This is a genomic window from Azospirillum sp. (genome assembly GCF_050789165.1).
Genome location: NZ_JBOZRT010000024.1, coordinates 18,180 through 30,603, shown reverse-complemented (window position 1 = coordinate 30,603; position 12,424 = coordinate 18,180). Strand labels below are relative to the sequence as shown.

Annotated in this window: 12 protein-coding genes; 6 read left to right on the top strand and 6 right to left on the bottom strand. The window is 70.0% G+C overall.

The window, feature by feature from the left end; genetic code table 11:
* The 3 genes from ACRWK7_RS04750 to ald form a co-directional block, all read right to left on the bottom strand.
* On the bottom strand, positions 1 to 547 hold a 547-nt coding region (locus ACRWK7_RS04750), incomplete at its 3' end, for an ABC transporter permease subunit (protein WP_431855044.1).
* A gap of 134 nt (positions 548 to 681) precedes the next feature.
* A complete protein-coding gene (locus tag ACRWK7_RS04745; RefSeq protein WP_431855043.1) occupies positions 682 to 1,740 on the bottom strand; it encodes a Glu/Leu/Phe/Val dehydrogenase dimerization domain-containing protein in 1,059 nt (352 codons plus the stop codon).
* Positions 1,741 to 2,093: 353 nt separating this feature from the next.
* The gene (gene ald, locus ACRWK7_RS04740; protein WP_431855042.1) at positions 2,094 to 3,209 is read right to left on the bottom strand and encodes an alanine dehydrogenase; all 1,116 of its coding nucleotides are present in this window, start codon (positions 3,207 to 3,209) and stop codon (positions 2,094 to 2,096) included.
* Between the two features lie 159 nt (positions 3,210 to 3,368).
* Here ald and ACRWK7_RS04735 point away from each other — a divergent pair, with 159 nt between their 5' ends.
* From ACRWK7_RS04735 to ACRWK7_RS04715, 5 genes are all read left to right on the top strand, one after another.
* On the top strand, positions 3,369 to 3,848 hold the full coding sequence (locus ACRWK7_RS04735; RefSeq protein ID WP_431855041.1) for an Lrp/AsnC family transcriptional regulator: 480 nt from the start codon (positions 3,369 to 3,371) through the stop codon (positions 3,846 to 3,848).
* Between the two features lie 111 nt (positions 3,849 to 3,959).
* The gene (locus ACRWK7_RS04730; protein WP_431855040.1) at positions 3,960 to 5,513 is read left to right on the top strand and encodes an acyl-CoA carboxylase subunit beta; all 1,554 of its coding nucleotides are present in this window, start codon (positions 3,960 to 3,962) and stop codon (positions 5,511 to 5,513) included.
* 5 nt (positions 5,514 to 5,518) lie between these two features.
* On the top strand, positions 5,519 to 5,872 hold the full coding sequence (locus ACRWK7_RS04725) for an OadG family transporter subunit (RefSeq protein WP_431855039.1): 354 nt from the start codon (positions 5,519 to 5,521) through the stop codon (positions 5,870 to 5,872).
* Positions 5,869 to 6,264: a biotin/lipoyl-containing protein gene (locus ACRWK7_RS04720; protein WP_431855038.1), complete on the top strand. Its 396-nt coding sequence runs from the start codon at positions 5,869 to 5,871 to the stop codon at positions 6,262 to 6,264. The genes ACRWK7_RS04725 and ACRWK7_RS04720 overlap by 4 nt, the downstream gene beginning before the upstream one ends.
* 9 nt (positions 6,265 to 6,273) lie before the next feature.
* Entirely contained in the window at positions 6,274 to 7,401 is a 1,128-nt protein-coding gene (locus ACRWK7_RS04715) for a sodium ion-translocating decarboxylase subunit beta (RefSeq protein ID WP_431855037.1), read from the top strand.
* Positions 7,402 to 7,901: 500 nt separating this feature from the next.
* On the opposite strand, the gene ACRWK7_RS04710 is transcribed toward ACRWK7_RS04715, so the two are convergent.
* On the bottom strand, positions 7,902 to 8,495 hold the full coding sequence (locus tag ACRWK7_RS04710) for a class I SAM-dependent methyltransferase (RefSeq protein ID WP_431855036.1): 594 nt from the start codon (positions 8,493 to 8,495) through the stop codon (positions 7,902 to 7,904).
* Positions 8,496 to 8,638: 143 nt separating this feature from the next.
* Positions 8,639 to 9,637 (bottom strand): TerC family protein, encoded by a 999-nt coding sequence (locus ACRWK7_RS04705; RefSeq protein WP_431855035.1) that lies wholly within the window; start codon positions 9,635 to 9,637, stop codon positions 8,639 to 8,641.
* Between the two features lie 227 nt (positions 9,638 to 9,864).
* Here ACRWK7_RS04705 and ACRWK7_RS04700 point away from each other — a divergent pair, with 227 nt between their 5' ends.
* Entirely contained in the window at positions 9,865 to 11,949 is a 2,085-nt protein-coding gene (locus ACRWK7_RS04700) for an ATP-binding protein (protein ID WP_431855034.1), read from the top strand.
* Positions 11,950 to 11,958: 9 nt separating this feature from the next.
* On the opposite strand, the gene ACRWK7_RS04695 is transcribed toward ACRWK7_RS04700, so the two are convergent.
* Positions 11,959 to 12,372 (bottom strand): VOC family protein, encoded by a 414-nt coding sequence (locus ACRWK7_RS04695; RefSeq protein WP_431855033.1) that lies wholly within the window; start codon positions 12,370 to 12,372, stop codon positions 11,959 to 11,961.
* Between the last annotated feature and the right edge of the window lie 52 nt (positions 12,373 to 12,424).

The window sequence follows — 12,424 nt, the reverse complement described above, 5'->3', positions numbered from 1 at the left end:
CCCGCTGCGCGCGGCCGAGCGGCGTGCGCTGGATGATCTGCGTGAAGCCGTACATCAGCGCGAAGGTCAGCAGGATGATGAAGATCTGCAGGTAGCTCAGCGAGACGATAAAGCCGTCGGCGCGCTCGATGAGCTGCAGGCCGCCGGTGACCACCGGCTGGATCGGCTTGACGCGGGCACCCTGGACCAGCTGCACGTAGTTCTGCAGGAAGATCGAGACGCCGATGGCCGAGATCAGCGGCGCCAGACGCGGCGAGTGCCGCAGGGGCCGGTAGGCGATGCGCTCGATGGTCCAGCCGTAGACGCTGGTGAAGACCATCGCCAGGATCAGCACGATGAACAGCTGCAGCGGCACCCAGGTGACGCCCGCGGTGCCGAGGATCAGAAAGCTGATGACCGAGATGAAGGCGCCGATCATGTACACTTCGCCGTGGGCGAAGTTGATCATGCCGATGATGCCGTAGACCATCGTGTAGCCGATCGCGATGAGGCCGTAGATCGCCCCCAGCGTCAGCCCGTTGATCAGCTGTTGAAGGAAATATTCCATAAGGACGCGCTCCGGAAACGGCGATGCCGGGGGTACGACGGCGGGGCGCGCCGCGGCGAATGGTGCACGCCGCGGCGGTTCGCGGGGGGACGCTGAAATCCCCGCCGTCGCAACTCGGAATTCGCGCTAGGCGGTCAGTGGCGGCGGTGCAGGCGGTGGCGGGCCAGCCGGTCGGCGACCACGCTGGTCGGCAGATCCTCGGCGTCGGCCTGCACGAAGATCTCGCTCAGCGTGCCGGCTATGCCGTCGATGTGCTGGCGCAAGCGATCACCGTCGCGGGCGATGCCGCTGCGCTCGTAGGCCACGTCGATCAGGCCGCCGGCGTTGATCACGTAGTCCGGCGCGTAGAGGATGCCGCGCTTGCGCAGCGCCTCGCCGTGCCGCTCGGCGTCGAGCTGGTTGTTGGCCGCCCCGGCGACCACCGCGGCGCGCAGCCGCTTCACCGTGTCGTCGTTCAGCACCGCGCCGAGCGCGCACGGCGCGAAGACGTCGACGTCCTGGTCGAACACCGCGTCCACCGCGACCGCCTCGGCGCCCAGCTCGTCGGCCAGGGCCTGCGCCCGTTCGGCGTGCAGGTCGGCGAGGACCAGCTCCGCCCCGGCGCCGTGCAGCAGCCGGGCGAGGTGGGTGCCGACGCTGCCGGTGCCCTGGATCGCCACCCGCACGCCGTCCAGGTCGTAGCGGCCCAGGCGGTGGCGCACCGCCGCCTTCAGCCCGACGAAGACGCCGTAGGCGGTGGAGGGCGATGGGTCGCCGCTGCGCGTACCGCCGCCGAGCGCCGGCTTGTCGCTCACCCCGGCGACGTGCGCCGTCTCGGCGGCGATCACCTTCATGTCGGCGACGCAGGTGCCGCTGTCCTCGGCGACGATGTAGCCGCCGTCGAGGCTGTTCACGAAGCGGCCCATGGCGCGCAGCAGCGCCTCGCTCTTCTCCGTGCGCGGGTCGCCGATGATGACGGACTTGCCGCCGCCCAGCTCCAGCCCCGCCATGACCGCCTTGTAGGTCATGCCGCGCGACAGGCGCAGCACGTCGCGCACCGCCTGCTCGGCGCTGGCGTACGGCCACATGCGGCAGCCGCCGAGCGCGGGCCCCCGGCGTGTGTCGTGGATGGCGATGATCGCCTTCAGATCGGTATCGGGATCGGTGCAGAAGACGACCCGCTCGTGGCCGTCGAAGTCGGCATGGTTGAACACGCTTATGATCCTCCCGTTGACGGCACGGCTGTCCCGTGTCCGCCGGCCGGCGTCTCGGCCGGTTTTCATCTTTTTATCGTGTGCGCGGAGCCGGGCCGGGTGTCTTGGGCACCCGGCCCGGACCGTTTCGTCTCGCGCGAAGACGCGCCAGCCCTCCCTGAAACCTGGGCCGTTACTTTGCTTGTCGGCGACGTTTACGCCTGTTTGTTGGGCGATGCCAATAATCCGCAGCACCATTCATTGGCAACATCTCTTTTGGCGGCGGAGAAAAAAGCAACAAGCGTTCCGGATTTCACGAAACCGTGTTGCGAAATTCCCCGCCTCCGGCCGAAGCGCGACAGTTTTTTGCGCGCTCAGAGGACGAAGCCCTGCGGGTCGGCGTAGGGCGTACCGAGCGCGTCGGCCACCGCCGGGTGGGTGATCTTCCCGGCGTGGACGTTCAGGCCGGCCAGCAGGTGCGGATCCTCCGCCAGCGCGCGCTTCCAGCCCTTGTTGGCGAGCGCCAGGGCAAAGGGCAGCGTGGCGTGGTTCAGCGCCTCGGTCGAGGTGCGGGCCACCGCGCCGGGCATGTTGGCGACGCAGTAGTGCACCACGCCGTCCACCACGTAGGTCGGGTCGGAGTGGGTGGTGGCGTGGCTGGTCTCGAAGCAGCCGCCCTGGTCGATGGACACGTCCACCAGCACCGAGCCGCGGCGCATGCGGGAGAGCTGCTCGCGCTTCACCAGCTTCGGCGCCGCGGCGCCCACCACCAGCACCGCGCCGACCACGAGGTCGGCATCGACGATCAGCCGGTCCAGCGTGTCGGCGGAGGCGAAGGCGGTCTTCAGCTGCGGCCCGAACAGGTCGTCGAGCTGCGCCAGACGGGCGACCGAGCGGTCGGCGATGGTCACGTCGGCGCCCAGGCCCATGGCCATGCGGGCCGCGTTGGCGCCGACGACGCCGCCGCCGATCACCAGCACCTTGCCCGGCAGCACGCCCGGCACGCCGCCCAGCAGCACGCCCGAGCCGCCGGCGCTCTTCTGCAAGGCAACCGCGCCGACCTGGATGGCCATGCGCCCGGCGATCTCCGACATCGGCGCCAGCAGCGGCAGCCGGCCGTTGCGGTCGGTGACCGTCTCGTAGGCGACGGCGGTGCAGCCGCTCTGTTGCAGCAGCTTGGCCTGCTCGGGATCGGGGGCGAGGTGCAGGTAGGTGAACAGCACTTGGCCCTGGCGCAGCATGCGGCACTCGTCGGGCTGCGGTTCCTTGACCTTGACGATCATGTCCGCCGCGGCGAAGACCTCCTGCGCGGTCGCGGCGATCTCGGCGCCGGCCCGGCGGTAGTCGTCGTCGGAGAAACCGATCTCCGCGCCGGCGCCGGCCTGGACGAGAACCTGCTGCCCCTCCCCCGTCAACTCGCGGACGGAGGCCGGCGTCAGGCCGACGCGGTATTCGTGATTCTTGATTTCCTTCGGAACACCGACCCGCATCGCCGCCTATCCCCTGCTTTATTTGTTTCGTGTGGCCAACCATCTGGCCCCACCACTATAAGGCCGGAGGCAGTCGATAATCCTTGCGAAGCGCTGCATGATTCTGTCGAAATGCAGGTATGCATTCGCATGTTCCGCCGCCCTTTCGAATGTCATTGCATGCGCACGCTGGACCCGCTCGACCACAAGATCATCCGCCTGCTGCGCAAGGACGGCCGCATGAGCAACGCCAAGCTCGCGGCGGAGGTCGGGCTGTCCCCCTCCGCCTGCCTGCGGCGGCTGCACATGCTGGAGCATTCCGGCGTGATCCGCGGCTACACCGCCATCGTCGATGACCTGGACCATGAGCGCAGCGTCACCGTGATCGTGCAGATCACGCTGGAGCGGCAGACCGACGACTACCTGCGCCGCTTCGACGCCGCGGTGCGCAAGTGCCCGGACGTGCGCGAGTGCTACCTGCTGTCCGGCAGCTCCGACTACCTGCTGCGGGTGGTGGCGCACGACGCGGGCGACTTCGACCGCATCTACAAGGATCAGCTGTCCCGCCTGCCCGGCGTGGTGCGCATCCAGTCCAGCTTCGCGATCCGCAGCGTGGTGCGCCCCGGCGCCGTGCTCGTGGCGGCCGAGCCGTCCGCGTGATAAGGCCGCAGGTCCCCGTCCCCGGCAACTTGTCGCACGCCACGGCTCCTCTGGTCGTACCATAAAGGCGTCGGGCCACCGTCGTGGTCCCCACGCTTTGGAAGACTGGGCATGCCGATCCGACCGGAATTGCTGAAGGAGCTGGAGGAGCGCCGAATCCGGGCGATGCGCTCCGCCGGCGAGGACAAGGTGGCGCAGCGCCACGCCAAGGGGATGCTGACGGCGCGCGAGCGGCTGGACCGCCTGTTCACGCCCGGTACCTTCCAGGAGTTCGGCCTGCACGTCCGGCACGCCACCCGCCACTTCGGCATGGAGGGCAAGGAGCTTCCGGGCGACGGCGTGGTCGCCGGCACCGGCTTCGTCGACGGCCGGCCGGTGGCCGCGTTCAGCCAGGACTTCCTGGTGTCCGGCGGCTCGCTGGGCCGCATGCACGCGCAGAAGATCTGCGACGTGATGGACCACGCCGCCCGCGCCGGCGTGCCGCTGGTGGGCTTCAACGATTCCGGCGGCGCGCGCATCCAGGAGGGGGTGGAGAGCCTGTCCGGATATGGTCAGGTCTTCAACCGCAACGTCCTGCTGTCCGGCGTCGTGCCCCAGGTGGCGGTGATCTGCGGCACCTGCGCCGGCGGAGCGGCCTACAGCCCGGCGCTGATGGATTTCCTGATCATGACCCGGCGCGGCGCCAGCATGTTCATCTGCGGCCCGCAGGTGATCAAGGCGGCCACCGGCCAGGACACCACCATGGAGGAGATCGGCAGCGCCGAGGCGCACGCCGCCGTCTCCGGCAACATCCACTTCGTGGCGGAGGACGACGACCACGCGCTGGCGCTGGTGCACGAGCTGCTGTCCTACCTGCCCGCCAACAACATGCAGGATCCGCCGCATCACCTGGACCCGGACATCGTGCTGGAGGACGACCTGGGGCTGGAGGAGCTGCTGCCCGACTCGGCGCGCGCCGCCTTCGACGTGCGCCGGGTGATCGAGCGGCTGGTCGACGGCGGCCGCTTCCTGGAGGTGCAGGCGCTGTTCGCCGGCAACATCGTGGTCGGCTTCGCGCGCGTGCACGGCATCGTGCTGGGCATCGTCGCCAACCAGCCGATGGTGAAGGCGGGCGCGCTGGACATCGACGCGGCCGACAAGGCGGCGCGCTTCATCCGCGTCTGCAACGCCTTCTCGATCCCGCTGCTGACGCTGGTGGACGTGCCCGGCTTCCTGCCCGGCGTGTTCCAGGAGCAGCACGGCATCATCCGCCACGGCGCCAAGATGCTGTTCGCCTACGGCGCGGCCACCGTGCCGAAGATCACCGTCATCATGCGCAAGGCCTACGGCGGCGCCTTCCTCGCCATGTGCTCGCGCGACATGGGGGCCGACCTCGTGCTGGCGTGGCCGACCGCGGAGATCGCGGTGATGGGCGCCGAGGGCGCGGTGAACATCCTGCACCGCAGCGAACTGGAGCAGGCCGAGGACCGCGCCGCCCGCGCGGCCGAGTTGGCGCAGGCCTACCGGCAGGAGTTCGCCTCGCCCTACCAGTCGGCCGGGCGGCTGTTCGTGCACGACGTGATCGAGCCGCGGCGCACCCGCGCGGCGGTGTCGCTGGCCTTGCGCACGCTGCTCTCCAAGCGCGAGACGCGGCCGCCCAAGAAGCACGGCAACATCCCGCTGTAACCGCCATGCAGCACATCCTCTTCATACTCGGCGGCCTGACCGTGGTGATGGGCGTCCTGACGCTGCTGTGGGGCGTCATGGCGCTGGTTGGCCGCGCCTTCGCCGCCCGCACGCCCGTCCCCCAGGTGTCGGCACCGGCACCGGCACCCATGCCGGAGTCCGCTCCGGCCGGCGTGCCGCCGCACCACCTCGCCGCCATCGCCGCGGCGGTCGCGGTGATGACCGACGGCCGCGGCCGGGTGGTGCGCGTCACCGCCGCCCCGCATCAATCCGCCGCCTGGGCGCAGCACGGCCGCGCCGAGCTGTTCGCCTCTCACCGCGTGCGCACGAACTGGAAAGGACCCGAGGTCCGGTCATGAGACGTTTCCGCATCACCGTCGAAGGCGTCGCCTACGAGGTCAGCGTCGAGGAGCTGGACGCCCCCGCCGCGCACCCCGCGCCCTCCCCCTCCTCCTACCCCGTCGCCTCCGCCGCGCCGGTCACCGGCACGCACGTCCCGCCGCCGCCCGCCCCGCGGGTCGAGGCGCGCGCCGCCGCCCCCGGCGACGTGGTCAGCCCGCTGGCCGGTGTCGTCGTCTCGGTCGCCGTGACCGTCGGCACCCGGGTCGAGGCCGGGCAGCCGCTTCTGGTGCTGGAGGCCATGAAGATGCAGACCTCGGTCGCCGCCCCGCGCGCGGCCACCGTGGCCGCCGTCGCGGTGGCCGCCGGCGCCTCGGTGCAGGAAGGCCAAGTTCTGATGACGCTGAGCTGAGGCCCGCCCGTGACCGCGCTTTCCGAGCTGCTGGCGCTGACCGCCATTCCGCACCTGACCTGGAGCATGGTGGCGATGTGGGGCGTGGTGGCCGTGCTGATCTACCTCGCCGTCTGGCGGGACTTTGAGCCGCTGCTGCTGCTGCCGATCGCCTTCGGCGCGCTGCTCGCCAACCTGCCGACCGAGGGCGTGGTCAACCCGCCGACCGCCGAGGCCGCGGGCGGTCTCTATTATTACATCTCGCAGGGCGTGCACCTGGAGCTGTTCCCGCCGATCATCTTCCTGGGCGTCGGCGCGCTGACCGACTTCGGGCCGCTGATCGCCAACCCGCGCACGCTGCTGCTGGGCGGCGCGGCGCAGGCCGGGGTGCTGGTCACCTACCTGGGCGCGGTGGCGCTGGGCTTCTCGCCGCAGCAGGCGGCGTCCATCGGCATCATCGGCGGCGCCGACGGGCCGACCTCGATCTTCCTGACCAACAAGCTGGCGCCGGATCTGCTGGCCGCGGTGGCGGTGGCGGCCTACTCCTACATGGCGCTGGTGCCGCTGATCCAGCCGCCGATCATGCGCGCGCTGACCACCGCGGACGAGCGCCGCATCCGCATGCGGCGACTGCGCAGCGTGTCGCGGCTGGAGAAGGTGATCTTCGCGCTGGTGGTGACGGTCGCCTGCGTGCTGCTGGTGCCGGCGGTGTCGGCGCTGATCGGCATGCTGATGCTGGGCAACCTGCTGCGCGAGAGCGGCGTGACCGAGCGCCTGTCCAAGGCGGCGCAGAACGAGGTGATCAACGTCGTCACCATCTTCCTCGGCACCAGCGTCGGCATCACCATGACCGGCGAGCGCTTCCTGCAGGCGGAGACGCTGAAGATCCTGGCGCTCGGCGTCGTCGCCTTCGCGGTGTCGACGGCGGCCGGGGTGCTGATGGCGAAGCTGATGAACCTGCTCAGCCGCGAGAAGATCAACCCGCTGATCGGCTCGGCCGGTGTGTCGGCGGTGCCGATGGCGGCGCGGGTGTCGCAGGTGGAGGGGCAGAAGGCCGACCCGCACAACTTCCTGCTGATGCACGCCATGGGACCGAACGTCGCCGGCGTCATCGGCACGGCGGTGGCCGCGGGGTACTTCCTGGCGCTGCTGCGGTAGGCGGCGGCCGATTCCGCCCTTTGAAGGCACCTTCTTGACCGTCATCCCTGCAAAGGCGCTAAATTAACGTCCTGGACATCGCTCCAGATATTTTTTGGCCGTCATCCCCGCGAAGGCGGGGATCCATAACTCCCGAGGCAAGAGGCTGTGGAACGTATGGATCACCGCCTTCGCGGGGGTGACGGTTTGGGGCAGTGATTGGTCGCCGAAACCGGCCGCCAACCGCTAAACTGAGCGCCTATGCGCCTTCGAGGGGATGACGACGCGAGGCGGTGCATGAGCGCCGAGCCCCCGCCTGTTGCCAAACACGGCGCGTCTTGATAGGATGAAAGTCACAAAGGCCCGACGTGTGCCCACCGCCCGGGATGGTGTACTGAACAGTCCCCGCACACTGTTTCACGGTGTTCCAAACCATTCCACACGGAGCCCTTGTCCGGCTGAACGGAAGGCTCGGCGCACCCCGGGCCGTCATGCCCGGGCGGGATGATCGAGCGCGGAACCTAGTACGCCCGGCGGTACACCCACACGGACGCCGGCGGCAGGTTGCGGACGATCCAGGAGCGGCGGCGGCCGGTCAGGCGCAGGCGGCGGGCCAGCTCCGGGTTCAGCGGCGCGAAGGGGCCGTAGGTGAACTGCACGAACACGCCGCGCGGCGCCAGCACGCTGAACGCACCGGAGACGATGCGCGTCTGCGCCGCCAGCGGCATGGCGATCAGCGGCAGCCCCGACACCACCGCGTCGCAGCCCTCGAACCCGTGGGCGCGCGCCACCCGGCCGAGGTAGCGGGCGTCGGCGCGGGCGACCACGGTCTTCGGGAAGCCGCTCTCCAGCCGCGCCGCGAAGGCGGAATCGCGCTCGATCAGCAGCAGGTCCTCCGGCCGCGTCCCGGCGGCCAGCAGGGCGGCGGTGATCGGCCCGGTCCCCGGGCCCAGCTCGACGACTCGGCGCCCCGGCGCGGCCCCGGCCCCGGCGGCCATCGACCGGCACAGTTCCGCCCCGCTGGGGGTGACCGACGCCACCTCCAGCGGCGCGCGCATCCAGCGCGCCACGAACATCTTGCGGTCTTGCAGGGTAACGGTCGTCGAAGCGCTCAAGGATGTTCTCCGGTGAAGGAGCGGGCGGCCTCCCCGCCCCGTGCGCCGCATCATGACAGCCCTTGCGCCGGACGCAAGCACACATGACCGTACGCGTTGAAATGGCAGCCCCGCAAGACGGTCGCGCCGGCCGGGTGGGCCCGTCACTCGGCCGGCGCGTCCCGCGCCGCGTCCTTGCGGGTGCGCAGCAGCGACACGGCCACGCCGCCGGCCAGCAGGGCGAAGGTGACGGACAGCGAGATCGTCGGGTCCGGCTTGCCGTAGAGCTGCGTCCAGAAGATCTTGCCGCCGACGAAGACCAGCACGCCGGCCAGCGCGTATTTCAGATAGCGGAAACGGTGCACCATCGCCGCCAGCGCGAAGTACAGCGCGCGCAGGCCGAGGATCGCGAAGATGTTGCTGGTGTAGACGATGTACGGGTCGGTGGTGATGGCGAAGATCGCCGGCACGCTGTCCACCGCGAAGATCAGGTCGGCGGTCTCGACCAGCACCAGCGCCAGGAACAGCGGCGTCGCCCACCAGACCTGCCGGGCCGGGTCGGTCGGGCTCGGCGCCTTGACGAAGAAGCGGTTGCCGTGCAGCTCCGGCGTGACGTTCATCCGGCGGCTCAGGAAGCGCAGGACCGGGTTGCCGGCGATGTCGGGCGTGCTGTCGGCGACGATCAGCATCTTGATGCCGGTGACGATCAGGAAGGCGCCGAAGACGTAGAGGATCCACGAAAACTCGCTGACCAGCGCCGCGCCGAAGCCGATCATCAGGCCGCGCAGCACGATGACGCCGAGGATGCCCCAGAACAGCACCCGGTGCTGGTACAGCCGCGGCACGGCGAAGGTGGTGAAGATCAGCGAGATGACGAAGACATTGTCGAGGCTGAGGCTCTTCTCCACCAGGAAGCCGGTGAAATAGGCCAGCCCCGGCCCCTCGCCCATCGACCACCACACCCAGCCGCCGAAGGCCAGCGCCACGGTGATGTAGCCGGCGCTCAGCCACAGGCTTTCGGAAACCGGGATCTCGCGCTCCTTGCGGTGCAGGACGCCGAGGTCGAGCACCAGCAGAACCACCACGATCCCAAGGAACACCAGCCACGCCCACGCGGGCTTGTCGAGAAACGGCGCATACACTGCGTCCGTGAGCCACTCCATCGGAAACTCCACTCAAAGCGGGGTTTTGGATCCGACATCACGGCGTGCCGCAGAAGGCACGCCGCCAGAGGGGCCCGGATCCGGACACCCGGCCATGTGGGAGCGTCGGCGCATCGGCTCAAGTGGCGGAACGCCCATTTTTCTGGAATCCGCCGGGCTTACGGGAGATGATCGCCCGCGGCAGACGGCAGGACTCCATGATACGGGCGGTGCAGACCAGCGGGCGCATGTTCGTCCTCCTCCTGGGGGCGCTGTGCAGCCTGATCGTGGTGGCGGTCGTCGTCATCGCCAGCATCGCCGACCAGGACGAGGAGGTCGCCAAGGCGGAGCTGGCGACGCAGGCCATCGCCCAACTGCTCGAAGGACGGGCGGAGCACCGCATCAAGTCGGTCAACACCGTGCTCGCCCTGCTCCAGGAGCGCATCCAGGAGGAGGGGCTGGACCGCGTCGCCGCCTCGGAGGCGGAGTGGCGGCGCCTCAGCGATCTGGCGCGCTCGTTGCCCGACAACGCGTCGCTGTGGGTGCTCGACCGCGGCGGCGACCTGGTGATGACCTCGACGCAGTTTCCGGCGCCGCGCGGCTTCAACTACGCCGAGCGCGCCTACTACCGCCCGCACCGCGACGGGGGCGCGGAGTGGTTCCTCGGCCCCGCGGTGAAGGGCAAGCTCACCAACCGCTACGCCTACACCATCAGCCGCCGCATCGCCGCGGCGGACGGCGGCATGGCCGGCATCGTCCTCGCCGCCATGGAGTTCGACGACACCGCCGACATCCAGGGCGTCCTGGCGCCCTACCCCGACTCGCTGATCAGCTGGTACCGCGAGGACGGCACGCTGGTCTTCCGGCAGCCCATGCAGGACCGCTTCGTCGGCAGCAACATCGCCAACGGGCCGCTGTTCTCGCACTTCCGACGGACGCAGGCGCCGGTGGCGACCTCCCGCATCCTCTCCTCGGTGGACGGCATCGACCGCGTCGTCACCTACCGCCACGTCAGCAGCGTCGGGTTGCTGGTCGCCGCCGGGATCGGCATCGACGCGCTGATGGCCCCGGTGCGCGAGCGCGTCGTCGGGCGCGTCCTGCTCGGCGCCGCGGCCCTGCTCGCCATCGCCCTGTTCACCGTGCTGGCGGCCCGCGCCGTGCGGCGGGCGGAGGAGGCGAGCCGCGCCAAGTCGCTGTTCCTCGCCTCCATGAGCCACGAGATCCGCACCCCGATGAACGGCGTGCTGGGGTTCGCCGACATGCTGCTGGAGACCGACCTGACCGCGCAGCAGCGGCACTTCGCGCTGACCATCCGGGAATCGGCGCGTTCGCTGCTGACCATCATCAACGACATCCTCGACGTCTCGAAGCTCGAGGCCGGCAAGGTGACGCTGGCGCCCACCGTGTTCCCGCTGCGCGCGCTGCTCAAGGGCTGCGCCGAGGTGGTGCACCTCGCCGCGCAGGACAAGCGCATCGCCCTGAACGTCAGCATCGCCCCCGAGGTGCCCGACCGCATGCTGGGCGATCCCGACCGCATCCGGCAGATCCTGCTGAACCTGCTGTCCAACGCGGTGAAGTTCACCGACGTCGGCAGCGTCACCCTGACCGTCACCCGCGAGACGGCGGTGGGGCGGCCGGACGCCGTCCGCTTCACCGTCGCCGACACCGGCATCGGCATCGCCGAGGAGCAGCAGCGCGTGCTGTTCCGCAGCTTCGGCCAGATCGCCATCGGGCGCGGCGGCACCGGGCTGGGGCTGGCGATCAGCCAGCGGCTGGTCGGCCTGATGGGCGGCCGCATCGGTGTGCAGAGTTCGCCCGGCGTCGGCAGCATCTTCTGGGTCACGCTGCCGCTGCGCGAGGAGGCATCCCCCACCCCGGCCGACGCCGTCCCGCTGCCGCCCGCCGAACCGCCGCCGGCACGGCCGGCCGCGGCGCGGGCGCGGATCCTGGTGGTGGAGGACGTGCCGATGAACCGCGAGTTGGTGGTGCATCTCCTCACCAGCGCCGGCTACGCCGTGGATGTCGCCGAAGACGGCGTCGAGGCGGTCGCCGCGGCGCGGCGCATGGCGTACGACCTCGTGCTGATGGACTCGGTGATGCCGAACATGGACGGCATCGACGCGACGCGCGCCATCCGCGCGCTGCCGCCGCCGCACGGTACGATGCCGATCCTGGCGCTCAGCGCCAGCATCCTGCCGGACGATGTGCAGCGCTTCCTGGACGCCGGCATGAACGGGCACGTCGCCAAGCCGATCGACCGCGGCGTCCTGCTCGACGCCATCGACCGCAGTCTGCGCCAGCGGCAGGGCGCCGCGCCCGTCCGGCAGGGATAGCCGGCCGTGTCAGGCCGGGACGATCACCATCCACGTCACGCCGAAGCGATCGGCGACCATGCCGAAGCGCGGCGAGAAGAAGGTCTTGCCCAACGGCATCACCACCTTGCCGCCGTCGCCGAGCGCGGCGTACACGCGGTCGGCCTCCGCCTCGTCCTTGACGTTCAGCGTCAGCCCGAAACCATGGAAGCTGGAGGTGCCGGTGCCGCAGCCGTCCGACCCGAACAGCACGCTGTCGCCCACCAGGAACTCGGCGTGCATCACGTTGTCCTCGGCGCCCGGCGGAATGGCGCCCTCCGGGTGGGGCTCCGGCGAATCCTTGAAGCGCATCATCATGCGCACCTCGGCGCCGAGCGTGCGCCGGTAGAAGTCGAGCGCCTCCTCGCACCGCCCCTCGAAGAACAGATATGGCTGGACGTGCATGGTACCCCTCCCGTATCGTTGATCGCACTCGTTGATATCAACATATTATCCG

Excerpts from the sequence above, each read along its gene's own strand:
- ald (WP_431855042.1), bottom strand. The coding sequence starts at position 3,209 with ATGCGGGTCGGTGTTCCGAAGGAAATCAAGAATCACGAATACCGCGTC.
- ACRWK7_RS04735 (WP_431855041.1), top strand. The coding sequence starts at position 3,369 with ATGCGCACGCTGGACCCGCTCGACCACAAGATCATCCGCCTGCTGCGC.
- ACRWK7_RS04730 (WP_431855040.1), top strand. The coding sequence starts at position 3,960 with ATGCCGATCCGACCGGAATTGCTGAAGGAGCTGGAGGAGCGCCGAATC.
- ACRWK7_RS04725 (WP_431855039.1), top strand. The coding sequence starts at position 5,519 with ATGCAGCACATCCTCTTCATACTCGGCGGCCTGACCGTGGTGATGGGC.
- ACRWK7_RS04720 (WP_431855038.1), top strand. The coding sequence starts at position 5,869 with ATGAGACGTTTCCGCATCACCGTCGAAGGCGTCGCCTACGAGGTCAGC.
- ACRWK7_RS04705 (WP_431855035.1), bottom strand. The coding sequence starts at position 9,637 with ATGGAGTGGCTCACGGACGCAGTGTATGCGCCGTTTCTCGACAAGCCC.
- ACRWK7_RS04700 (WP_431855034.1), top strand. The coding sequence starts at position 9,865 with ATGTTCGTCCTCCTCCTGGGGGCGCTGTGCAGCCTGATCGTGGTGGCG.
- ACRWK7_RS04695 (WP_431855033.1), bottom strand. The coding sequence starts at position 12,372 with ATGCACGTCCAGCCATATCTGTTCTTCGAGGGGCGGTGCGAGGAGGCG.